Source organism: Paraburkholderia domus, assembly GCF_905220705.1.
GTDB lineage: Bacteria > Pseudomonadota > Gammaproteobacteria > Burkholderiales > Burkholderiaceae > Paraburkholderia > Paraburkholderia domus.
Window position 1 is genome coordinate 305680 of the sequence record NZ_CAJNAT010000005.1, and the last position, 23152, is coordinate 328831.

Here is a 23152-nt window from a genome sequence, read left to right on the forward strand (position 1 = left end):
GCGATTGGCAGGTGGCGCGCATTTGGCCTTGCGCGCCGCGGAGTGACGCTGTTTCACAAGGTTGTCATCAGCACAACGTAATGCGGTTCGCATCGGCATCATGCAGCCACACAAGACCGCTTAAGCGGCGCCAGACCAGGTTTGGGGTAGAGAATCAACGTAACGCGCGGGCGGTATCACATCACGGCCGCGTTGCCCGTTGAGAATGACTCACGATCGACTCACCATCTGGAGCCCCCATGACAGATGTTCCTGAGAATAAAGATGCGCACCACGAAGTGACGCATTCGGCTGGGTTTTCATCGTCAACGTCGTCTTCGCTGCGGTTTTCGCAGTCGCCTTCGCTTCGAGTCTCGCGTTCGTTTTCGTTTTCGGCCTCGCGCAGAGCATGGGTGCTGGGCGCGTGCGCCACCGCCGCCGCGCTTGCGTTTGCCAGCGCGGGCCGCTCGCTCTCGTGGATCGCCCCGGCGTTCGCCGATGCGCCCGCCGGCGGCGGACTGGACGCCTTCCTCGCGCTCTCGCAGCGTCTCACCGGCCACACGGGCTTCGACACCGTGCTCGGCAAGCGCGTCTATGACGCCCTTGCCAAATCCGACAGTCAGTTCTCCCAGAACATCGCCGCACTCAACACGTGGCTGCAAGCCCATGGCGGCGTGCCGTCCGATACTGTCACGCAGGCATTGCAGGCCGACCAGCCGGCGCTCGCGAAATCCGTGAGCGCGATCATGCGCGCGTGGTATCTCGGTCTCGTGGGCGACATGCCGCATGTGGACGTGGTCGCCTATGAAAAGGCGCTGATGTTCGAGCCGGTCAAGGACGTGCTGACGATTCCGTCCTATTGCCGCGATGTGCCGTTCTACTGGACGCAGAAGCCGGTGAGCGCCTGAACGACGTTGCTCTCGCGCGTGCCGCATCGGCGTATCGCCTGATTGAGTCGTTCGACGAAACGCCGGCGTGCGAGAACAGCAAGCAACGATAAGCCAGTAGAAGAGAAGAGGGCAACAATGGCAAACTCAAATTCCGCCGACATCGTCGTGGTCGGGTCGGGCGTGGCAGGTGGGCTGGTTGCACACCAGATGGCGCTGGCTGGCGCATCGGTGATTCTGCTCGAAGCCGGGCCGCGCATTCCGCGCTGGCAGATCGTCGAGAACTTCCGCAACTCGCCGGTCAAATCCGACTTCGCTACACCCTATCCGTCGACGCCATACGCGCCTCATCCCGAGTACGCACCCGCCAACAATTACCTGATCCAGAAGGGCGACTATCCGTACAACTCACAGTACGTACGGCTGGTCGGTGGCACGACGTGGCACTGGGCGGCCGCTGCGTGGCGGCTGTTGCCGTCGGACTTCCAGTTGCACAAGCTATATGGCGTGGGACGTGATTGGCCCTATCCGTATGAAACGCTGGAGCCTTGGTATTTGGCGGCTGAAACGCAATTGGGCGTCTCCGGGCCGGACAGCACGATCGATCTCGGTTCGCCGCGCTCCAAGCCTTATCCGATGAGCGCGTTGCCGCTGTCGTATATGGATCAGCGCTTTAGCGACGTGCTCAACGCACAGGGCTTCAAGGTGGTGCCCGAGCCGGTCGCGCGTAACAGCCGTCCGTACGATGCGCGACCCACCTGCTGCGGCAACAACAACTGCATGCCGATCTGCCCGATCGCGGCGATGTACAACGGCGTGGTGCATGCGGAGAAGGCCGAACAGGCCGGCGCGAAGCTGATTCCCGAGGCGGTCGTGTACCGCGTCGAGGCGGACAACAAAGGGCTCATCACGGCAGTCCACTACAAGGACCCGAATGGCAACAGCACACGCGTGACCGGCAAGCTGTTCGTGCTTGCCGCGAACGGCATCGAAACGCCGAAGCTGATGCTGATGTCGACCACCGATAAATTCCCGCACGGCGTTGGCAACAGCTCCGACCAGGTGGGCCGTAACCTGATGGACCATCCGGGCACGGGTGTCACCTTCCTCGCCAACGAACCGCTGTGGCCCGGACGCGGGCCGATGGAGATGACCTCGATCGTCAACTTCCGCGACGGCGCGTTCCGCTCCGACTACGCGGCGAAGAAGCTGCATCTGTCGAATGGTGTGCCGACCATGGGCGTGACCGCCGATCTGCTGAAAAAAGGCCTCACCGGCGCCGAGCTCGACCGGCAGATCCGCGACCGCGCCGCGCGCACGCTGAACATCAACAGCTTTCACGAGCATCTGGCGGAGCCGCAGAATCGCATAGTGCCTTCGGCAGATCATAAGGATGCGCTCGGCATTCCGCAGCCCGAGATTTACTACTCGATCAACGACTACGTGAAGAAGAGCGCGGCGAACACGCATGAACTGTATGCGCAGATCGCCTCGCTGTTCGGCGGCGCCGAGGTTTCGTTCGACGACACTTTCGCGCCGAACAATCACATCATGGGTACCACCATCATGGGCAGCGATCCAGGGGATTCGGTCGTCGACGCGGACTGCCGGACGCACGATCACTCGAATCTGTTCATCGCGAGCAGCGGCGTGATGCCGACTGCTGCCTCCGTGAATTGCACGCTGACGATCGCAGCCTTGTCGCTGAAACTGGCCGACAAGCTCAAGCGTGAAATCTGAGCCCTGAACGGAGAGCCACAATGACGAAAAACACCTCTCGCGTGCAGCCGGCCGATGCGCTTGTTCATAGTACGCGTCGTCGCCGTTTCGGGGTGGCGACGCTGGCGGCCGTGTTTTCGCTGTCCGCGCTGTATGTCGCCTGGCACGAAGCGCATGGGCCTGGTGCGCGGCATAACGACGAGCTGCCGATCACGCAGGCCCACGCGGACGACGCCTCGCAACCGGCCGATGCCGCGGCCACGCCGACTGCGGTGGCCAGCAGCGATCTCGTGAAACGCGGTGAATACCTGGCGCGCGCCGGCGACTGCGTCGCGTGCCACACGGCCGACAAAACACGCCCGTTCGCGGGCGGCCTGCCGATCAACACGCCGTTCGGCACGATCGTGACGCCGAACATCACGCCCGATCCCGACACCGGCATCGGCCAATGGAGCGACGCCGATTTTCTGCGCGCGATGCATGAAGGCGTCGGCAAGAGCGGCGAGCGGCTGTATCCGGCTTTCCCGTACGCGGAATACACCAAGGTGACCGATCAGGACGTGCTGGCAATTCGCGCGTATCTGAACACGCTGACGCCGATCCACTACGCGCCGCCGAGCAATAGCCTGAAATTCCCCTTCAATCTGCGCTGGCTGATGGTGTTCTGGAACCTGTTCAATTTCGACGAAGGCCGCTTCGTCCCCGATCCGAAGCAGAGCGCCGAGTGGAATCGCGGCGCGTATCTGGTCCAAGGTCTCGCGCATTGCGAGGAATGCCATACGCCGCGTAATTTCACGCAGGGCTTGAAGACGAGTTCGCGCTTCTCCGGCGCGATCCAGGCAGGCTGGCATGCGTACAACATCACGCCGGACAAGAACAGCGGCGTGGGCAACTGGAGCGATGACGAACTGGCAGCGTATCTGTCGACCGGCGCAGCGCCGGGCCGCGCCAATGCGGCGGGCCCGATGGCCGAAGTGGTGACCGACAGCACGCAGTATCTGACGCACGAGGACATCGGCTCGATCGTCACGTACCTGCGCTCGGTGCCGCCGATCAACGGCGGAGAATCGCGTCCGCGTGACCAGTGGGGCAATCCCGCCGTCGACGACGTGACCGCGTTGCGCGGCACCACGATCAATGCGGTGAACGGTGCGCAACTGTTCATCGCCAATTGCGCGACGTGTCATAACTGGACCGGCCAGGGTGTCGGTGCAAGCGCGCCGGGTGCATATCCGTCGCTGATCCACAACTCGGCGGTCGGCGCGAGCGACGCCAATAATCTGGCGATGGTGATCCTGCACGGCGTCAGTCGTACGACGAAACAGGCTGATGTGCTGATGCCCGCGTTCAGCACCCAACTTACCGACGATCAAGTGGCCGCCATCACCAACTATGTGACCAAACAGTTCGGCAATCCGCAGTCCACCGTGACGGCGGATCAGGTCGCCAAATTGCGCGTACAGCAATAACGACTGCGCTGACGGCGCATTTACCGGTAAGTCCTGCCGGAAATGCGCCGTTTTCGCGTCATTTCTACAGCATTTCCGCGAAGCGAGACGCCAGGAAAAGAGAGGGAACGCGCATACACACTTGCGGCTGCAGCACTATCATGAGCGGATGGCTTCCGTCCTCATCAATTCCGTTCAGCATCATCCGGCCAATCGGAGCGGCCGCGACTTTGTCGTGGGCGATTTGCATGGCTGCGTCGATGCGCTGCGCTATCTGCTGCGCGACATCGCGTTCGATCCGGCGCGTGACCGGCTCTTTTCGGTCGGCGACCTGGTCGACCGCGGCGAACATTCCGAGCAGGCTTTGACCTTGCTCGAAAAGCCGTGGTTTTACGCGGTGCTCGGCAATCACGAAGACACCCTGTGTGCCGTCGCCGACGGGCGTATGCGGCGCCAGTGGTGGTATGGCATCGGCGGCACATGGGCGGAGAATTTGACCGACGAACGCTTGCAGCACTACGCCGAACAGCTGCGGACACTGCCGCTCGTACGCGTGGTGGGCAGCGGCAAGGAGCGCTTCAATATTCTGCATGCCGAATTCTTCGGCACGGACGCCGAACTCGACGCCGGGAATTTTTCCGCTGAAACGCGCCAGCAATTGCTGTGGGGGCGCGATCTGGCCTTGGGTAATGGCGACCCGCTGCGGCAGCGTGGCCTCTCGCTGACCTATTGCGGACATACGCCGATGCGCGATATTCACCAGATCGGCTCACAGATTTTCATCGACACCGGCGCATTCGGGCCCGGTGGCAAGCTGACAATTGTGGCGCCTCAAGCATTGCGGCGCTGGTCGATCTCGGTTGAGGAGGCGCGGGAGAGCGGGGCGGCGGAGTTGGCCTTGCCTTGATGGTTTCTTAGCCTACCTGATTGAGTTCGAACACCATATCGATGCTCGTGCCATTCCAGTTGTATTCCAGATACGCCGCGTGATGGCAATCGCGCAGCAGCGTCGTTCTGAACGCGGCGAGGCACTCGCCTTCGTCACCCCGCACCGACGGATACACGATGCCCGGCGCACCAGCCTCGCGCACGGCACGGCCGAGCGATTGTCCGGCGCCATAGTCGTCGGGTGACAGCACCGCGAGATCGAGCGAGACGTCGCCTCGGATATCGACCACGTTGCCTTGCGCCACAACGGTGTAGAGCCGCATCTGCTGCCGCATGGGCGGCTCGGCAGTCGCCTCCAGAAATTTCCCCGTGTGGTAGCGCGTCTCCGCGATCGCAGTGGCACGCGAGCGGGCGCAATAGAACACGCCATACGTGCCGTTGGAGAAGCGGCTGCCGAGCGGATTCAGGTGCGTCAACGCGGCCATGATCGGTCCGTATCCCGGGCCGAAACGGCGCTCGTCACGTGGCACGAGATCGAGCTCGCCGACTTCGGTTCGCAAGCGGTCGTTGGTCATCGCTTCGAGCGCGTAGAGGGCGTCGAAATCTTCCGGCGATGCAACCCGGTCGAACAGATTGACGGCCGGAAATCGCGTCGGAATCACGCGATACGCGGGCGACCAGTCGAGCGGCGCGGTGCGCCAGCGGTCCTGCCAATGCGGTTCTGTCACGCCCAGCCGCCTCGCATCGCGTCGAGATACTGGCGCACGGCTACGAGATCGCTGATATTGCCGGCCAGCATGCGGTCTAGCGCGCGGCGGCCGCCGAATGGTGGTGCGCTGTTGGGGCGTTTGATCCAGGTGTCGGCGGCGCTGGGCTGCGGCAGCAGGATTTGCAGCGCCTTATAGATGCCGAGCAGCAGCGAGAGGCGTTCCAGCGTGTCGCGCCCCAGACGTGCTGTCTCGGGTGCGGATTTCCATTTGAAGTAGGTGGAGCGGCCCGGCGAACCGAGCAATACGATCTGCTCTTCTGCGCCCAAATCCCAGTCTCGCGCGATGTTGAAGAACGCGCGCAGACCCGCCGCCGACATTTCCGTGAGCGTGGGCTCCGACACCGGCCGGCGGATCGGCGGTTCGGGCTGGGTGACGCGAGCAGCGTGAGCCATGAGTGGACAAGTCCTTATCTGTACTTGATATTGATATTAGTCTAAAAATGGATTTTTGCAAGAGAATATAATCCCGGCTCGTTATGAAGTCGAAGATCAGGAGAAGCAGGAGATGTGGGTTCGAGCAGTAGCAACAGCAGTTGCAGTGTGGTGTGTGTCCGGTGCGGCAATGGCAGCGGGTTATGCGGAAGTGTGGAATCCGCCCGAATCGACCGGGCATACCGCGAAGCACGCAAAGAAAACGACGGGTGCCACCAAGGCCAAGCCTACCGCCGGCGTGAAGGGGGTGTCGAAGCACGCGGCGAAGGGTCAACATGGCGCGCAGCGGGTCGCGTCGGCGTCGAAGAACGGTGCCAAGCCGGCGGCGCACGGCAGCGTAAAGACGGTCTCGGCCAGGAATGCTCACCACAGTGGCGTGGTGAAGAGCGCGGGCAAGCCGCAGTCGAAGTCAAAGGCAGCCGTGATGGCGCAGGGTAAAAAGTCTCACGCACAAATTGCTCAGGCGAAACCCGCTCAAGGCAGGATCATGCACGCCAACCTGGTTCAAGGCCATACAGCGCATGCCCACGCGGTCAAGGTGGCGGCGAAAACCGGCCCGGCCAAACCGGCTGTGGTCCACACGAACGCGCCTGCCAAGGCCTCAAACGTAACGGCGAGTCCCGCTGCGGCCGTAACCGCTAATCCTGCAATTGCCAGCAGCGGCTCGTTGCCGCCGATCCTCCACTAACCTCAGGTTCAGGCGGCGCGTTTGCGTTTGACCTTTGCACCCGGCGGACCCAAGGCAGTGCGGCCGAGTTCGACGATGCGCGCCGAGAGCTTTTCGAGGCGCGGCGACTGGACCTTCCAGGCGTGCCAGTACAACTCGACATCGGTGGGCTGCTTCGGCGCAAGGTCGATCAGTTCGCCGCGCTCCACGGCATCGCCGAATTCCAGCTCGGGCACCATGCCGTAAGCCAGGCCTCGCTGGATCGCCATATAACGCGGCACCGGCGCGGGCACGTAATGGCACGGATAAGCTTCCGGCGGCAGGCCGAAGCGCGTCTCGAGAAAGCGCGCCTGCAACGCGTCCTTGCGTGAGGACAGGATCACCGGCGCGCGCCGCGCGCTTTCACGCGTCAATCCATTCGGAAACCATCGCTCGACGAACGCTGCCGATGCCACCAGCCGGTAGCGCATCGCGCCCAGCCGTTCGGCGAAACAGCCGCGCATCGGCGCCGGTTCCGTGGTGATGCAGCCGATTGCGAGGCCTGAGGCGAGTAGCGCGTGGGTGTGATCCTGGTCGTCGACGGTCAGATCGAGCAGCACGTTTTCCTGCAGCAGGATCTCGGAGAGCGCGGGGAAGAACCACGTGGACAGCGTGTCCGCATTCACAGCCGCGACGACGTTCAGCAATGCTTCGTTGGCGCCCGCGAGATCGCTGGCGAAGTCGTCTTCGAGCAGGGCGGCGCGCCTTAGATATTGCAATAGACGCTGGCCCATCTGCGTCGCGCGGCACGGGCGCGTGCGCACGATCAGCGGATTGCCCAGGCGCGTTTCGAGTGCCCGCACTCGCTGCGATACTGCCGACGAGGTGATGTTCAGGCGCACGGCGGCTTGCTCGAAGCTGCCGGTTTCGATGACCGCGCGGACGGCGGCGGTTTGTCGGGGGTCGAGGTCCACTGATCTACTTTTAAATGAAATGGTTAGTTTTTCAGCTTAAGCGAAAGCCGGCGAACCTTATGCACGGTTTAGGGTGAGAAGTTGTTTTTTTCATTGCGTTGCCAACCCATTCGTCACCAACCGCAACGTCTCCACCGACCGCTTATCCCTCACCCGTGAATGCAAGGTCACACGTGATTCCGGCAGCGGCGGCAAACCCAACCGGGCGCCGACGTCGATCAATCCACGCGGCGCCACTCTGCGCGCCAGCGGCGACACCGCCAGACCGGCTGCAACCGCGGCGCCAACCGCAGCCACACCGCCGCCGACGAACACTTCCTGCCATGCAACCCCAGCCTCATTCAGCGTATGCAGCGCGACATCGCGCACATTGCACGGCGGACTCAGCAACGCGAGCGCCAGTGGTTCGCCGACGCGCGGCAGCCATTCCGGTGTCGCAAGCCAGCCAAGCGGCTCGCTGAACAGCGCCTGTGCGTCGTCACGTGGCGGCTCATCGGCGCCATAGCGAACGATCACCGCGTCAAGGCGCCGTTCATCGAACTGCGCGAGCAGCGCTGCCGACGTGCCCAGATGCAATTCGACGACCAGACCCGGATCGTGCGCGTTGAGCCGCGCGAGCAATTGCGGCAAGTTCGTTCCCGCGACATGCTCGCTCAGCCCCAAGGTGAGCCGCCGATGCTCCACTGAGAGCGAACCCAGCGCCCGCTCATGCGCGTTCAGCAGATCGCGGGCCGCGCCAAGGAACGCGTTGCCGTCCGCGGAAAGACGCACGACGCGTGGCGTGCGCTCCATCAACTGCTTGCCGAGGTGCGCCTCCAGCCGCTTCAGCTTCAGGCTGACGGCCGATTGTGTGGTGTCGAGCGCGTCGGCGGCCCGCGTGAAGCTGTGCAGATCGGCGACCAGTACGAAGGCGCGCACCGCGTCGAGATCGAGGACTTTCATTTCAGTTGAATATAGATGAAATAGCCGGTGATGGCTGTTCATTATGACTGAGCGCGCCTAAGCTGTGTTTACCCAATCACGGCAACCAAGGAGTTTCATCATGCCGCTCACACGAATCGCATTGCGCGCCGGCAAGCCGGCGGAATACCGGAAGGCACTGACGGACAGTATTCAGCGTTCGCTGGTGGACACGTGCAATGTGCCGAAAGACGACATCTTCATGCTTATCACCGAGCACGAAGCCGGCAATTTTGTGTACGACAAGCAGTATCTGAACATCGAACGTAGCGACGATCTCGTGGTGATTCAGATCACGTTCAACAACACGCGCACGCTCGAACAAAAGAAGGCGCTGTACAAGCGCATGGCGGACGAACTGGCGGAGTCGCCGGGACTGCGACGAGAGGATGTGTTCATCAATCTCGTCGAAGTGCTGAAGGAAAACTGGTCGTTCGGAAATGGGATCGCGCAGTACGCGGTTTGAGTGACTGACACACCCGGCGGCCTGCGTTTTTTTTGCGGCAGATCGGAATGCGCAGGGCCATGCATGGGGTCGCCGAAGCTTGCGGCGCGCCGCGCGCGCGGCCGTTACGGGGCACTGTATCGCTATAATGGTTCGCTGTCCTTTCCTAACCCACCGACCCTCCTGCCGCCATGACATCCGACCGCATCGATCCGTCCCACGAAGCCCTCGAACTCGGCGGCTCCGTCTGGTTTCAGGCCGGCGCGCAAACGCTCGGCGGTGCGTCGCGGATCGCGCTGCTCGCGGCGATCGGCGAGACCGGTTCGATCACCAGTGCGGCGAAAGCCGTCGGCATGAGCTACAAAGGCGCGTGGGACGCCGTCGACACCATGAACAACCTCGCCGGCGAGCCGCTCGTCGTGCGCTCGACGGGCGGCAAAGGCGGTGGCGGCACGACGCTCACGCCGCGCGCGGTGAAATTGATCGAGACATTTCGAGCGGTCGAACGCGAGCATCGGCGTTTTCTCGAACGCGCGGGTGCGGCGATCGAAGGCTTTGCGACGGATTGGGATCTGATCGGCCGCATCGGCGTGAAAACGAGCGCGCGCAATCAGCTTTATGGAACGGTGTCGGCAATCACGCGCGGCACGATCAACGATGAAGTGTCGCTGGCGCTGCCGGGTGGTCATACGATCGTCGCGGTCGTCACGCATGAAAGCACTGAGACGTTGGGGCTCGCGGCGGGGGCGGCGGCGTTTGCGTTGATCAAGGCGTCGTGGGTGGTGCTGCTCGTGGAGGATGAAAGTGGCACGCCGCTGAAGCTCTCGGCGCGTAATCAGTTGCGCGGCACGGTGCAGAGCGTGAAGCGCGGGGCGGTCAACGCGGAGGTGTCGTTGGTGCTGGAAGGCGGTTCGGTGATTACCGCGGTCGTCACGAATCAAAGCGTCGATACGCTCGGCCTTGTGGAGGGTGGGACCGCGGTCGCGGTATTCAAGGCGTCGAGCGTGATTCTTGGCGTGAAGGATTGAGTACTTCACGGCTATAGGGCTGCGCGAACCGGGGCTGTGAAGGTTCTGAAGGTTCTGAGGGCCCTGAAGACGCGCGTTGACGTTAAGGCACGCTGCGCTCGTACCCGGCAAACGGATGGTTCTCGCGCACACAACCATCGCTGACTTGCACAACCTGATCACCGAACACGGCAACATCGTCGGGATCGTGCGTGATCAACACCATCGGAATATCGAGCCGCGTTTGCAGGTCCGACAGCTCGCGCCGCATACGCTCACGCAGCGCGCTATCGAGCGCGGAAAACGGCTCGTCCAGCAACAGCAACTGAGGTTGTGCGACCAGCGCCCGCGCCAGCGCCACGCGCTGCTTCTGTCCGCCCGAAAGCTGCGCCGGATGATTACCCGCCACGCTTTTCAACTCGAGCGCATCGAGCCAATAATCGACTTGCGGGTGCGAGATCCGCGCGCGCGGATTGAGCCAACCCTGCTGCAAGCCGAAGCCGATGTTCTGCCGCACGTTCAGATGTGGGAACAGCGCGTAGTCCTGAAACAGATACGCAATCTTGCGTGCCTGCGGCTTCAGATCGACGCCGCGCGCGCTGTCGAATAAAGCGTTGCCGTGGAGCGTAACAGTCCCTTCGTCAGGGCGAAGCAAGCCGGCGACGGCCTGTAGCGTCAAACTCTTTCCCGCCCCGGACGGCCCGAACAGCACGACGCGCTGCGTGGTCGCCTTGAACGCGACGTCGAGCGTGAAACGGCGCTCGGCGCTCTCGAAGGTCTTGCGGATGTCAACAGCGAGCGGCATATCAGCGGGACGTCAAAAGCGTGTGCTGCGGCACCAGACGGCCCGCGAGCAACAGGATCACGACACACGTCACGGAAGTCACGAGCACGAGAAAATTGGCGTGCTGTCGTCGCCGGCCTGCACGGCTGAATAGACCGCGACCGAGAGCGTCTGCGTGCGTCCTGGCAAGTTGCCCGCGATCATCAGCGTCGCGCCGAATTCGCCGAGCGCCCGCGCAAACGCCAACAATCCGCCGGCGAGAATACCGCGCGCGGCGAGCGGCAGCGTCACGCGAAAGAAGATGGCTGTCTCGCTGACGCCAAGCGTGCGCGCGGCCCGTTCGAGCTGTGGATCGACCGCTTCGAAAGCGGCGCGCGCCGACTTCAGCACGAGCGGAAACGCCACCACCGTCGAGGCGATCACCGCGCCCTGCCAGGTGAACACCAACTGGATATCGAGGCGATCGAGCCACGCGCCGATCACGCCGCGCCGTCCTAACAACACGAGCAGGTAGTAGCCAAGCACGGTGGGCGGCATCACGAGTGGCAATGTGAGCAGCGAATCGATCAGGTCGCGCGCGCCCGAGCGCCAGCGCGACAAGCCGAAGCCGGCCGCGACGCCGAACACCAGATTGAGCGCGGTGGCCCAGCCCGCTACTTTCAGCGACAGCAGGAGCGGAATCCAGGCCTGTTGCATGAGCGTGCAGTACCTAAGTTAATGTGCGGGCTTGAAGCCGTACTTCGCGAGCACGGCCTGGCCGGCCGGCGACAGCACGAAGTTCATGAAGGCTTGCGCGTCGGCCGCGTGACGGCTGCCTTCGACTTGCGCGATCGGATAGGTAATCGGCGTTTGCGTCGGCACGTTCATCGCGACCTTGACTTTGTCCGGCATGACCGCGGCGTCGGTGCTGAATACGAAGCCGGCGTCGACTTCACCGCGCGACACGTAGTCCAGGCTCTGGCGTACGTTCGATGCCAGAACGGCCTTCGCGTTGACCGCGTCCCACACGCCCGCGGCTTGCAGCGCGCCTTGCGCATAGCGGCCAATCGGTACCGAAGCCGGGTCGCCGTAGGCCACACGCTTCACATTCGCCGACGCCAGATCGTTCAGCGAGGCCGGCGCGAAATGGCTGTCAGCCGGCACGATCAGCACCAGCGAATTGGCGGCGAAGTCGCGGCGCGTGGCCGGAACGATGACTTTTTCCGCGGCGCCCTTGTCCATCGCTTTTTGATCAGCGGAGGCGAACACGTCGGCGGGCGCACCCTTGGCGATTTGCTGCATCAGCACGTCGGACGCGCCGAAGTTCAGCAGCACCTTGGTGCCAGGATGCTGCTGTTCGAAGACTTCGCTCACCGCTTTGAACGCGTTGGTCAGGCTGGCGGCGGCGGAAACCACCAGTTCGTCGGCACGTGCGTTGACGCTGACGACAACGGAGACGGCGCTGGCGATGAACAGCGCATGTTTCACAAGGCGGCGGGACAGTGTCATGAGGTCTTGAATGTCCGGTGTGAGCCGGAACGGCGGGTTAAAACGCTATCGTAGTATATGAAAGGTTATAACGATACCCATGACGATTATTCAGTTGCGCGCATAGAGTGGCGCGCGGATCGGCGGACGTGGACTTCGGTTGCCGGACGAGCAATCGGTTGAGTTTGCTTCAGACGTCCGGCGAGTGAGGCGGCGTAAGCGTGTTGAGCGTCTGCGACAGCGGCGCCGTGGCGGGGCGTACATCACGCACGGCCTTCCACTTGGCGCGGATGAACGGCCTGTCGTGACCGGACACCTTTAACGCGATATGCGTGACCCAGCGTTGCGTCGGCACGTGCACGCCGTGCATCAGCACCGCGAGGACCATCAGACTCGCGGTGACGGGCAAGGCCGACAACCGGCCCGGCTGGAGATTCCACGCCATGCGCACGAAGACCAGCGCCGCCAGCGCGCCGACCAGGCAGCCAGTGACAGCTTCAGACGGCGAGTGAGCGCTCAGCACGACGCGCGACAAACCGACCGCGATGCCCGCGGCCAGGCCCAGTAAGACGCCAAGCAGACGAATCGCCGGACGCGCCGGCAGCAACATCAGGAACAGCACGACCGGATAGACGGCAGTAGACAGCATGGCGTGACCGCTGACGCCGGTGAAATCCAGTTCGCGCACGCCGACGCCCCAGCCGAGGAAGGCCAGCTTGGTTACGGTCACAATGCCGATGGCCGCGCCAAGCAGCAGCAACCAGCCCGCTGCCATGCGCCACGTGTAGCCGATCGCCAGCCAAAGTGCAATGGCGAACGCGAGCGGCAGCGTCATGCCGGCGCCGCCGAGGCTGGTGATCGAGTACCACAGATGGACAGGTAAATCGGGCATGGCAAAAGCGCGACCAAGGCCGCGTAGAATCGGGTTGGTAATGGTTTAACGCGCGAGCGGCGAGAATCGCCGACGCCGCAAAGACGTGTACCGAAATTATTTACTCGTCAGTATAGACGGGTGCTTCGGGCCAGGCTCGCCACGCGCCAGGCTTTTTGTGACGGGACGTTGGCTGGCGAACAAGCCTTGCAATCGTTTGACGTTGTTGCTGCTACAAGGTTCGCCGGGCGGAAAATTCGGCGCTCGGCAGCGGTTAAGGCCTCCAGCATCGCATGAGGATTGGTGTTATTGTGCATTGCACAACAAAGCGTCGTTCTATCGAACGGCACCTGTCCCTTTTTGCGAGGTTATCCGCCGATGGCAAAAAGTCTATCGAAAATCTGGCTGCGCGGTCTCAAGCGGCTGCTCGCCATTCAAACCGAGCAGGCCCACACAACCAAGCGTGCCACCACGCGGCCGGCGCGAACTGCTACCAGCAAGCCGTCGGCCAAGGTCCGTCCTATCAAGCCAGTGGCCGCGCTGCGCGTACCCGCGAAACGCGAGGCTCCGCGCGCTGCCCCAAGGGAATCGCGGGTTCGTCCGCGTGCTTCGGCATGGGCGAGCGGTTCGTGGACGCGCTCGTTCCATTCTGCGCCTGCTTCCCCTGGGCGGCTCGTCAATCACCTGCAGTACGGTTTGTACATCCCGTCCGGCCATGCACACGAGGCGATGCCGCTAGTGGTGATGCTGCACGGCTGCACCCAGTCGGTTGGCGAATTCGCGGAAGGCACGCGGATGAACGTGCTCGCGGACCGATTCGGCTTTGCCGTGGTTTATCCGGAACAGTCGAAGCACGTGCATTCGCATCGCTGCTGGCATTGGTATGACGCCAGCGACAGCGCCGGCGGCGCTGAGGCGCGTGCGGTCGTCTCGCTGGTGGATTCGCTGGTTGCACAGCATGGCTTCGACAGCGAGCGCGTGTATGTCGCCGGAATCTCCGCCGGGGCTGGCCTGGCGGCGCTTCTGGCCGTCAACTATCCGGAGCGTTTCGCCGCGGTCGCGCTGCACTCCGGCCCCGCTTTCGGCGAGGCCCGTTCCGGTATTACGGCGATGGACGTGATGCGGCGCGGTGCGCGCCGCGAGCCGGCCGAGCTCGTCGACGAACTCGTTAATGTGGCTGAATACCCCGGCATGCCGGCCATCATCGTCCATGGCGACGCTGACCATGTGGTCGCGCCGGTCAATGCTGACCAGTTGGCGGAGCAGTTTCTCCGTCTAAACCGGATCGTCGACGAGAAAGGCGCGCGCAAATCCGGCGAGGTCAAGGAAGAGCGCAAAGGTGGTGTAGTAATGCGCGACTACGTGCGCGGCGGGCGGCGCGTGGTGCGGTTGTGCCGTGTGCAAGGGCTCGCGCACGCTTGGAGCGGCGGCGACGATGCCGTGCCGTTCCATTCCGCCAAAGGTCCGGACGCAAGCGCCATGGTGTGGGAATTCTTCAAGCACCAGCGTCGCACGGCTACCGGCCGTATCGCTGAAAGCACGGTCGCAGAAGCCTCGGCAGGCGTCCGGTGACGGTGGAGCAACACTTCGAAATGAGTATTGGCGCATTCCTAGGGTTTTCCCTATAATACGGGTTATCACCTAGGCGTTAACGCCTAAACTCATAGTCGAGGTTGACCATGTATCTGCTTAGCCGCCTGTTTCTGTTTCTGACCAAATCGCCCGATCAACTTGCGAAAGAACGCGCTGACGCCTTCCTCGCAGAAGCAACCGATCTGTACGATCTGGAATTCCGTATGCGCAAGCTGGACCGTGAGGCGACCACCCGCCAGCCGTCGTGGATGAGCCAGCACTAAGCTGCGCCAGTTTGAAGCGTCGGTACATCGTCCAGGCGTTCCTGATCAAAACAACGTGAGCGGGCGCTTACTTGCCGAAACGGGCAAGTGTACGTTGTCGCGCTTCGGCATGGTCGACGATCGGTGCGGGATAGTCCTTGCCCAATGTCACGCCGAATTCCGCGAGCCGTTCCGCACCCGCCAGCCATGGCGCGTGAACCCATTTGGCCGGCAGTTTCGCAAGCTGCGGTAGATAGCGTTTGATAAAGCGCCCTTCGGCGTCGAATTTTTCGGATTGCGTGATCGGGTTGAAAATCCGGAAATACGGTTGCGCGTCGCATCCCGTCGATGCCGCCCATTGCCAGCCGCCGTTATTCGCCGAGAAATCGAAGTCGTTCAGTTGTTCGGCGAAGTAGTGCTCGCCGAGCCGCCAGTCGACGCCCAGATCCTTCACCAGAAAACTCGCCGTTACCATCCGCAGGCGGTTGTGCATGTAGCCGGTGCGGTTCAGTTGCAGCATCGCGGCGTCGACCAGCGGGTAGCCAGTGCGGCCCTCGCACCACGCGGCATACGCCTCGTCCGCTTCCGGGCCTTGCTCCCAGCGCAGCCGGTCGTACTCTTCCTTGAACGACGCGCCACCCGCCAGCCTCGGATGATGCGCGAGGATCATGAAGTAAAAATCCCGCCAGATCAGCTCCGAAAGCCACGTGGCCGAGCCTTGCCCGTCGGGCTGCAGTGAGCTCTCGTGCGCGAACCGCGCAAGCGTGCGGATCGAGACAGTACCAAAGCGCAGATGCATCGACAGGTAGCTCGGGCCTTTGACGGCGGGAAAGTCACGCCGCTCCTTATAGCTGTCGATGCGTGTCACGAAATCGTCGAGCAGACGTTGCGCGCCGCTCATGCCGGTGGGCAAGTTGAGCTCCGCAAGATTGCTCGGTGCGAAGCCGAGCTGGTCGAGCGCCGGCAACTGGCGGTCCAGCCTGGGCGGCAGTGCTGTCAGATGCTTCGCGTAAGTCTCGACCGGATACGGTTTCAGATCGAAGGCCGTCAGCTGCTTGAGCCAAGCGTTCTTGTACGGCGTGAACACCGTGAACGGTTTGTTCTGGGCTGTCAGCACCTCATCGCGCTCGAAAATCACCTGGTCTTTGAACGTCAGCCACTGGCGTCCGTCAACGGCCAGCCGCTCCCGCACCGTCTCGTCACGCTCGATCGCGACTGGCTCGTAATCGTGATTCGCAAACACCGCATTCACGCCGAGTTCGTCGGCGAGCCTGGGTACGAGATCTGCCGGATCGCCGTACAGCACGACGAGCCCACCGCCTTTGGCGCGCAATGCTTCGTCCAACTCATCCAACGCAGCGAGAATGAACTCGATACGGCGGTCCTGCGCTTGCGTATCAGGATGACGAGTTTGCCAGGCGTCGAACAGTGGTTGCAGGATCGTTGTGTCGAATACGAACACGCACCAGACACGCTCGCAATGCTTGAGCGCGTAGTAGAGCGCGGCGTTGTCCGTGCTGCGCAGGTCGCGGCGAAACCAGACCAGACCGGTGTCGAAGGTGTTGTTCAGGCGTCGGACGCGTGTCATCGGAATCGCGGAGCGGGGTGAATGGTTGCGCGGCGAAGCATCGACCGGCGCATAGGCTGTGAGGTGACGATATTACTGAACGGCGCGCTTATTCACAGGCCGGCGAGCGATAGCCGTCGGCACATGGTTCGGTGTTGCACATTGCATGCCGCATCCGCAGTACGGCATAACGCCCGCTCCTGATTGGCAGGGTGCGGGCGCTCTCCATGGCGGCGCGGTTTAGCCGCGCCGCGTTGGCGTATTCATCAGCTATTCATTGAAGCCGCGGCTTACGCGACTTGCAAACGGACCGCGACGTTGTTGCGCGTGGCGTTCGAGTACGGGCAGACCTGATGCGCTGCGTCGACCAGTTCCTTGGCCGCATCTGCGGCGAGACCCGGCAACGAGACGCGCAGATCGATGTCGAGCGCGAAGCCGCCGTTGTCGTTCGGGCCGATCCCCACTTCTGCCGTCACTTGCGTGTCCGCCGGCAAAGTCTGCTTCTTCTGGCCGGCGACGAACTTCATCGCGCTCAGGAAACACGCCGAGTAGCCGGCTGCAAAGAGTTGTTCAGGGTTTGTGCCTGCTGCGCCGTTGCCGCCGAGTTCACGCGGTGCTGCCAGCTTCACGTCCAACGCATTGTCCGACGACACTGCACGGCCGTCACGGCCACCGGTGCTGGTTGCGCTTGCTTTGTAGAGGATGTTCATGGTGCTACTCCTTAATCTGGGTTGTCAGGATCTGCATGCTTGCCGCGGCTTGCTCGCCCGCCGTTCCGGCGGAGCGCTATCGAAGCGGCATGTGACAAAGATAGTACCCAAATCATTTGTGTGCAAATGAATTTTCGTATCGTATCGATAGCGTGCTTTTTGAAACAAGGCCGGCTAGTGGCCCATGTAATCGTTGAGTGTGGTGCGCAGGCGCGTTAGATCGTCACGCAGACGGAGCAGGAATTCCGGTGTTTGCTGGGTTGCGCAGAAGATTTCTGCCGGTACTTCGCGTGCCTGGCGCTTCAGAGCGGTGCCTGCTTTGGTGAGCCGGATATAGACGAGCCGCTCATCTTCAACGCCGCGTACCCGTTCCAGATATCCCTGCGTTTCGAGACGTTTGAGCAGCGGCGTGACCGTTGCCGAGTCGAGATTCAGTCGCGCGGCGAGATCTTTGACTGTGATGTCGTCGGCTTCCCAGAGCACCAGCATCGCCAGATATTGCGGATACGTGAGGCCGAGTTTGTCGAGCAGCGGCTTGTACGCTTTCGTCATCGCAAGCGAGGTCGAATAGAGCGCGAAGCAGAGTTGCTCGTCGAGCGTGAAGGGCAAGGCGGGGCGCTGGGTCATGATGCATCTCGCGTAAAAAGAGCGTGCAAATCGATTGCGTGCAAACCATTGTGCCGCAAGTCGAGGCAAGTTGACGAGCGTGGCAAGGAATTCGGCGAAGTAACAGGGGGCGGATGGCGCCCTGAGACGGGAGTGCGGAGGCCGCTATAGGGCGAGAATGCAGAGGGCGCTCACGCGGAAGCGGGCCGCGTTCGGCATTGAAACCGCGCGGGCGCTAAAAAGGCGCCCGCGCCTGAACAGCGCTCAAGCCCGCTTTCAAGCCGCCGGCGTGGTCGGCAGGTCTGGCGTTTCGGGCGTTTGCACGCCGAAGCAGCCGCGATAGGTCGCGTAGAACGAGCAATACAGCATGGTCGTGACGATCATCGTGGCGGGCATCAGGATCGCGAACGCGAAGTCGCCCGCGCCCAGCGCCTGCATCAGCGCGGACAAGCCGAACGAGACGGTTGTCGCCACCGCGAACCACAATGCGCCGAACACGATGAACGCACCGCGATTGCGCCAGCAACTGACGATGCTGAAGAACATCGCCTTGACGGGCGGCACCTCGTGCCACGCGATAAGAATCGGCGAGAACCAGAAAATCATTGCTACCGGAATGTAGAACGCGAACGCGGCGATCACTGCCAGCGGGATATTGCTGTTGGCGATCGCGTCCTGATCCATCGTGGCCGTGCCGAGCATGACCTTCAGCAGCATGCCGCCGTCGGCGAGTGCCGAGCCGGCCAGCACCAGCGCCATCGCGACCACGTAGAGCACGCCCAGTACTAGCAGACGTTTGGCGACCGCAGGGCCGTACGAGTGAAAGCCGTCTACCAGAATGGTCGGGAACACCGGCTTGCCCGCGATCGTGTTGCGGCACGCCGCCATGAAGCCCACCGCGACACCCGGAATGAAGACCAGCGGCAGCACGCCGCCGATGACCGGAATCTGCGACGCCAGTGTCATGACCAGCAGATAGGTGAAGAACAGCGTCAGAAACGCGAGCGGGTTCTTACGGAACAGCCAGATACCCTGCCGGAACCAGACATAGCCGGTTTTCGCGGGGACTTCGATCAGTTGCATGGGATATGAATGCCTGGAAGTGCAACGCCGGACAGGCGTTCGCGCAGAATGCGCTCGAAATGGCCGGGGTCGTGCGGTTTGAGCAGTTCGGCCGCGCGCGGCAAATGAAAATCATACAGGCGCGAGACCCAGAAGCGGTAAGCGCCCGCGCGCAGCATGTCGCCCCAGCGGCGGTTTTCTTCGACGGTGAACGGGCGCACGGTCTGGTAGGCGCGCAGCATGGCTTCGGTGCGCGTTTCGTCCAGCTTGCCGGTGGCGAGGTTGACGCACCAGTCGTTGACCGTTACCGCGACGTCGAACAGCCACTTGTCGCAGCCGGCGAAATAAAAGTCGAAGAAGCCACCCAGGCGCACCTCGTGGCCGGTTTCCGGCGCAGCATGCGCGAACAGCACGTTGTCGCGGAACAGGTCGGCGTGGCAGGGGCCTTCGGGTAACTCCGCGTAATCCGCCGAAGCGAAGAAAGCCTCCTGATGCGCCAGTTCGGACGACAGCAAGTCGCGCTGCGCGCCCTCCAGAAACGGCAGGATAGCCGGCACGGTTTCCTTCCACCACGGCAGGCTGCGCAGATTCGGCTGATGCCGTGCGTAATCGCGCCCCGCCAGATGCATGCGCGCGAGCATTTGCCCGACCTCGACGCAATGCTCGACTTGCGGCGCCAACTCCGGCGCGCCTTCGAGCTTGGTCACGATGGCGGCGGGCTTGCCGTGCAGCGTGCCGAACAGCGCGCCGTCTTCGCGCGGCATGGGGTCCGGCACCGGCACGCGGTGCGCGGCCAAATGCTGCATCAGATCGAGATAGAACGGCAGTTGTTCGGCCGTCAGCTTTTCGAAAATCGTGAGGACGTATTCGCCGCGCGTCGTCGTCAGAAAGAAGTTGCTGTTCTCAATACCGGAGGGGATGCCGCGAAACTCGACGACATCGCCGAGATCGTAATGACGCATCCATTCTGCTAGTTGGGGTTCGGTGACAGCGGTGAAGACAGCCATGCGGGAAACGTCGGATCAGGTTAGTCGGGCTGGCGCGATGCGGCCAGTGCGAGGTGTGGCAAATGCGTTGCAGAAAGCGCGATCAAGGTCAATCAGGTCAGCGAATCCTGGCCGCCGACCTGGCCGCCAGGCTGGGCAGCAAAGCGCTGCGGCAATTCAACGCGGTTTCGCCGCGCTGCAGGCGGTGCTGAAAACGGCCACGCAGGCTCAAAGCCCGAGGCGACGCCCGCGGGCCGCGCAGATCCGGGGGAGCGGCCCACGCCGCCCCCGCATGCATCAATAAGTCAGATTCACCGACGGCAACCGCGTGCTTGCACGGCCGTTGTCGCGCACGGCGGGCGACGTGTCGAGCGGCGCGCTCATCTGATAGCGCGTGCCGAGATTCGAATGCACGTTGATTTCAACCGGCTTGCCTTTGTCGCGATATTCGGTGATTTCGGTGCCGTTAGCACTGCGTTCGTAGAAGCTTGGCGTGCGCGGGACGTTGATTTCGACCTTCGAGCTGACCTCGGCGGCCGGACGATTGATCTTCTCCAGGTCAGGCAGACCGGCCCGTTCGTTGGCGGACTGGGGCGCGCCGGGGGCCGGAGTGTCATCGACAGGCTGGGCAGCCATCGCGGCGTTGCCAAAGGCGAGGGCCAGTGCAACGGCGACGGGAAGGAGCGGCTTCATGGTGATTCTCCAATATGGTGCCCCGATTCTAGCAAATCCAGCCTTGCCTACGGGCGCGATCGCCTTATTTTGCGCCGCTTTCGCACGATGTGCGCGCAATCTTGCAACCGCTGTTGCGGCCGCTGTGGTAAGCGCCGCGCGGTCATTTGGCGATCACGGGTTCCGTGGTAATGTCGTCTCATCAATCGAGGCGAATGACGATGAACAACGATACCAATCAACGCGCGGTGCAGACTCCCGCCAACAGCTTCCCGACCGAATCCTTTGACGACGCGACCGAGGCCGTCACGCGTCTGTCGGCGATCTACGAAGCAAACACTTCGTTCCTGCGCGACGCCTTCGCGCGTTACCGCCGCAACGAATTGTTCGAGCGCCGGGTGCGCGCCTGCTACCCGTTCGTCCGGGTGTGCACCGAAGTCAACACGCATATCGACTCACGCCGCTCATACGGTTTTGTCGCGGGGCCAGGCGTGTTCGAGACCACGGTCACGCGGCCGGATCTGTTCGGCGACTACTATCGCGAGCAGTTGCGCCTGCTGGCCAAGAACCATCACGTGCAGATCGAAGTTGGCGTGTCCGATCAGCCGATTCCGATTCACTTCGCATTCGCCGAGGGCATTCACCTCGAGGGCGATCTGGATCGCGAGCGCCTGTTCCTGATGCGCGACGTGTTCGACACACCGGACCTCGCGCTGCTCGACGACCGCATTGTCAACGGCACGTATGAGCCGCTGCCGGGCGAGCCGCATCCGTTGGCGCTGTTCACGGCGGCACGGGTGGATTTTTCGCTGCATCGGCTGAAGCACTATACGGCGACGTCGCCCACCCATTGCCAGAACTACGTGTTGTACACGAACTACCAGTTCTATATCGACGAGTTCGTCAAACTCGGCCGCACGATGATGGCCCATACCGACGACGAAGAACTGCGCGCCTATCGCAGCGAATACACGTCGTTCGTCGAACCGGGCGACGTGATCACATACAACGAGAATCTCGGCGAGCAGGCGCAGGAAGGAACGGCGCCGCCGCGTCTGCCGCAGATGCCTGCGTACCACCTGAAGCGTGCAGACGGCAGCGGCATCACGATGGTCAACATCGGCGTCGGGCCGTCGAACGCGAAGACGATCACGGACCACATCGCCGTGCTGCGTCCGCATGCGTGGATCATGCTCGGCCACTGCGCGGGTCTGCGCAATACGCAGCGTTTGGGCGACTACGTACTGGCACACGGCTATGTGCGCGAAGATCATGTGCTCGACGACGATTTGCCGCTGTGGGTGCCGATTCCCGCACTTGCCGAAGTGCAGGTGGCGTTGGAACGCGCGGTTGCGCAGGTCACGCAACTGGATGGCGTCGAGTTGAAGCGCGTGATGCGCACGGGCACGGTGGCGAGTGTGGATAACCGTAACTGGGAGTTGCGCGATCATCGTGAGCCGGTGCAGCGGCTGTCGCAAAGCCGCGCGGTTGCGCTTGATATGGAAAGCGCGACGATCGCCGCCAATGGGTTCCGCTTCCGCGTGCCTTACGGCACGTTGTTATGCGTGTCGGACAAGCCCTTGCATGGCGAATTGAAACTTCCCGGCATGGCGGATCAGTTCTATCGCGCGCAAGTCGATCAGCATTTGCAGATCGGGGTGAAGGCGATGGAGTTGTTGCGCATGAACGGCTTGCATCGGCTGCATAGCCGCAAGTTGCGCAGCTTCGCGGAAGTGGCGTTTCAGTAAGCGGTATGGGTTTGAGTGTCGGCGCCGGTGTATAGCCGCGCTGAAGCGTCCGGGGGGGCACGCCCTTCGGACGGATAGTTTCGTGCGGCAGCCAGGATCGCACGAGCCGGTTGGCATACGCGCCGCTGAAGCCACCGAAGCGGCGCAGACAGCGCAATCCAGCCCCCGGTTGTTGCGCTTCATCCAGCGACAATTCAACCGGCCCAGCGCCGATGCGATCCATGTCCCGCGCGCGTGCGTTGGTGGCGGGAACAAATTCCAGTGTCCCGGTGCCCTCGAGTATGACGCGCACCTGCTCAGCGGTGCGGATCCACGTTTCGTTCATGTCGATGATCATCCGTTGATGATCAACCACCCTCCATAGCCTGCCGCCCACCGGCAGTCGACTACGTGACGGCCTCGCTTTACTCCGGGCTCGTCCTCCCGTGGAAATGCAGCGGAAATCGCTCGTTCAGGCTCACCCGCCGTTGGACAGCGCTGTTCGATAGCGGCAATTGTTTTTCGGAATTGTCCTATTTCGGGCGCGTTCGCAGTGACGATATTTTTGTAAACGCAGCGAAAACTACATTTACAAACGGCGATAGCCATCCAACTACATAGAGACACGATGACGACTAGGCGATTATTTTTACGAACAAGCTTGTTATCTTTTGTTGGCATCACGTCCCAAATCGCAAGGGCGACTCCCAC

Annotated in this window: 23 protein-coding genes and 1 pseudogene; 10 read left to right on the top strand and 14 right to left on the bottom strand. The window is 62.4% G+C overall.

From position 1 onward, the window contains the following. Nucleotides 1-239: 239 nt before the first annotated feature. The 4 genes from KHO31_RS13150 to KHO31_RS13165 all read left to right on the top strand — a co-directional run bounded on the left by KHO31_RS13150 (nucleotide 240) and on the right by KHO31_RS13165 (nucleotide 4940). The gene (locus tag KHO31_RS13150; protein ID WP_211623507.1) at nucleotides 240-887 is read left to right on the top strand and encodes a sugar dehydrogenase complex small subunit; all 648 of its coding nucleotides are present in this window, start codon (nucleotides 240-242) and stop codon (nucleotides 885-887) included. A gap of 117 nt (nucleotides 888-1004) precedes the next feature. Continuing rightward, nucleotides 1005-2606, top strand: a complete 1602-nt coding sequence (locus KHO31_RS13155) for a GMC family oxidoreductase (RefSeq protein WP_201077845.1) — start codon at nucleotides 1005-1007, stop codon at nucleotides 2604-2606. A 20-nt stretch (nucleotides 2607-2626) separates the two neighbouring features. Beyond that, a complete protein-coding gene (locus tag KHO31_RS13160) occupies nucleotides 2627-4054 on the top strand; it encodes a cytochrome c (protein ID WP_201085196.1) in 1428 nt (475 codons plus the stop codon). Between the two features lie 148 nt (nucleotides 4055-4202). Continuing rightward, nucleotides 4203-4940, top strand: a complete 738-nt coding sequence (locus tag KHO31_RS13165; RefSeq protein ID WP_211623509.1) for a metallophosphoesterase — start codon at nucleotides 4203-4205, stop codon at nucleotides 4938-4940. 7 nt (nucleotides 4941-4947) lie between these two features. Here the strand turns inward: KHO31_RS13165 and KHO31_RS13170 are convergent, their stop codons facing one another. Then, entirely contained in the window at nucleotides 4948-5649 is a 702-nt protein-coding gene (locus KHO31_RS13170; protein WP_201077851.1) for an RES family NAD+ phosphorylase, read from the bottom strand. Then, nucleotides 5646-6083 carry an MbcA/ParS/Xre antitoxin family protein gene (locus KHO31_RS13175; RefSeq protein ID WP_321207303.1) on the bottom strand — a complete coding sequence of 146 codons (438 nt, stop codon included), beginning with the start codon at nucleotides 6081-6083 and terminating at the stop codon, nucleotides 5646-5648. Before KHO31_RS13175 ends, KHO31_RS13170 begins: the two co-directional genes overlap by 4 nt. A 112-nt stretch (nucleotides 6084-6195) precedes the next feature. Here KHO31_RS13175 and KHO31_RS13180 point away from each other — a divergent pair, with 112 nt between their 5' ends. Next, nucleotides 6196-6810 carry a hypothetical protein gene (locus KHO31_RS13180; protein ID WP_201077853.1) on the top strand — a complete coding sequence of 205 codons (615 nt, stop codon included), beginning with the start codon at nucleotides 6196-6198 and terminating at the stop codon, nucleotides 6808-6810. An 8-nt stretch (nucleotides 6811-6818) separates the two neighbouring features. Here KHO31_RS13180 and KHO31_RS13185 read toward each other — a convergent pair whose 3' ends face one another. Beyond that, a complete protein-coding gene (locus tag KHO31_RS13185; protein WP_201077855.1) occupies nucleotides 6819-7742 on the bottom strand; it encodes an HTH-type transcriptional regulator ArgP in 924 nt (307 codons plus the stop codon). A gap of 90 nt (nucleotides 7743-7832) precedes the next feature. Beyond that, on the bottom strand, nucleotides 7833-8684 hold the full coding sequence (locus KHO31_RS13190; protein ID WP_201077857.1) for a LysR family transcriptional regulator: 852 nt from the start codon (nucleotides 8682-8684) through the stop codon (nucleotides 7833-7835). A 100-nt stretch (nucleotides 8685-8784) separates the two neighbouring features. Between KHO31_RS13190 and KHO31_RS13195 the strand changes: the two genes are divergently transcribed. Both KHO31_RS13195 and KHO31_RS13200 read left to right on the top strand, forming a co-directional pair. Then, nucleotides 8785-9168, top strand: a complete 384-nt coding sequence (locus KHO31_RS13195) for a tautomerase family protein (protein ID WP_074288990.1) — start codon at nucleotides 8785-8787, stop codon at nucleotides 9166-9168. A gap of 170 nt (nucleotides 9169-9338) precedes the next feature. Next, nucleotides 9339-10175: a TOBE domain-containing protein gene (locus KHO31_RS13200; protein WP_211623511.1), complete on the top strand. Its 837-nt coding sequence runs from the start codon at nucleotides 9339-9341 to the stop codon at nucleotides 10173-10175. Between the two features lie 82 nt (nucleotides 10176-10257). On the opposite strand, the gene KHO31_RS13205 is transcribed toward KHO31_RS13200, so the two are convergent. From KHO31_RS13205 to KHO31_RS13220, 4 genes and pseudogenes are all read right to left on the bottom strand, one after another. Continuing rightward, nucleotides 10258-10959 (bottom strand): ATP-binding cassette domain-containing protein, encoded by a 702-nt coding sequence (locus KHO31_RS13205; RefSeq protein ID WP_201077869.1) that lies wholly within the window; start codon nucleotides 10957-10959, stop codon nucleotides 10258-10260. Nucleotide 10960: 1 nt separating this feature from the next. Then, nucleotides 10961-11634 (bottom strand): annotated as a pseudogene (gene modB, locus KHO31_RS13210) (molybdate ABC transporter permease subunit). A gap of 18 nt (nucleotides 11635-11652) precedes the next feature. Beyond that, nucleotides 11653-12426: a molybdate ABC transporter substrate-binding protein gene (gene modA / locus KHO31_RS13215; RefSeq protein ID WP_211623513.1), complete on the bottom strand. Its 774-nt coding sequence runs from the start codon at nucleotides 12424-12426 to the stop codon at nucleotides 11653-11655. A 169-nt stretch (nucleotides 12427-12595) separates the two neighbouring features. Next, nucleotides 12596-13297 (bottom strand): phosphatase PAP2 family protein, encoded by a 702-nt coding sequence (locus tag KHO31_RS13220; RefSeq protein WP_201077888.1) that lies wholly within the window; start codon nucleotides 13295-13297, stop codon nucleotides 12596-12598. 357 nt (nucleotides 13298-13654) lie between these two features. Between KHO31_RS13220 and KHO31_RS13225 the strand changes: the two genes are divergently transcribed. Together KHO31_RS13225 and KHO31_RS13230 are read left to right on the top strand one after the other, a co-directional pair. Beyond that, nucleotides 13655-14848, top strand: coding sequence for an extracellular catalytic domain type 1 short-chain-length polyhydroxyalkanoate depolymerase (locus tag KHO31_RS13225; RefSeq protein ID WP_211623514.1), 1194 nt, complete (start codon nucleotides 13655-13657; stop codon nucleotides 14846-14848). 107 nt (nucleotides 14849-14955) lie between these two features. Next, complete coding sequence (locus KHO31_RS13230; RefSeq protein WP_120306126.1) at nucleotides 14956-15132, top strand: DUF3563 family protein; 177 nt, start codon at nucleotides 14956-14958, stop codon at nucleotides 15130-15132. A gap of 67 nt (nucleotides 15133-15199) precedes the next feature. On the opposite strand, the gene KHO31_RS13235 is transcribed toward KHO31_RS13230, so the two are convergent. The 6 genes from KHO31_RS13235 to KHO31_RS13260 form a co-directional block, all read right to left on the bottom strand. Next, nucleotides 15200-16699: a cryptochrome/photolyase family protein gene (locus tag KHO31_RS13235; RefSeq protein WP_201077892.1), complete on the bottom strand. Its 1500-nt coding sequence runs from the start codon at nucleotides 16697-16699 to the stop codon at nucleotides 15200-15202. 269 nt (nucleotides 16700-16968) lie between these two features. Continuing rightward, nucleotides 16969-17388 (bottom strand): organic hydroperoxide resistance protein, encoded by a 420-nt coding sequence (locus tag KHO31_RS13240; protein WP_201077894.1) that lies wholly within the window; start codon nucleotides 17386-17388, stop codon nucleotides 16969-16971. Between the two features lie 174 nt (nucleotides 17389-17562). Beyond that, nucleotides 17563-18015: a MarR family winged helix-turn-helix transcriptional regulator gene (locus KHO31_RS13245; protein WP_201077896.1), complete on the bottom strand. Its 453-nt coding sequence runs from the start codon at nucleotides 18013-18015 to the stop codon at nucleotides 17563-17565. A gap of 255 nt (nucleotides 18016-18270) precedes the next feature. After that, nucleotides 18271-19077 carry a BPSS1780 family membrane protein gene (locus tag KHO31_RS13250; protein WP_201077897.1) on the bottom strand — a complete coding sequence of 269 codons (807 nt, stop codon included), beginning with the start codon at nucleotides 19075-19077 and terminating at the stop codon, nucleotides 18271-18273. Then, complete coding sequence (locus KHO31_RS13255; RefSeq protein ID WP_201085198.1) at nucleotides 19068-20063, bottom strand: homoserine kinase; 996 nt, start codon at nucleotides 20061-20063, stop codon at nucleotides 19068-19070. Before KHO31_RS13255 ends, KHO31_RS13250 begins: the two co-directional genes overlap by 10 nt. 276 nt (nucleotides 20064-20339) lie before the next feature. After that, a complete protein-coding gene (locus KHO31_RS13260; protein ID WP_201077901.1) occupies nucleotides 20340-20735 on the bottom strand; it encodes a hypothetical protein in 396 nt (131 codons plus the stop codon). A 200-nt stretch (nucleotides 20736-20935) separates the two neighbouring features. Between KHO31_RS13260 and KHO31_RS13265 the strand changes: the two genes are divergently transcribed. Next, nucleotides 20936-22462 carry an AMP nucleosidase gene (locus KHO31_RS13265; protein ID WP_201077903.1) on the top strand — a complete coding sequence of 509 codons (1527 nt, stop codon included), beginning with the start codon at nucleotides 20936-20938 and terminating at the stop codon, nucleotides 22460-22462. Nucleotides 22463-23152: the final 690 nt, after the last annotated feature.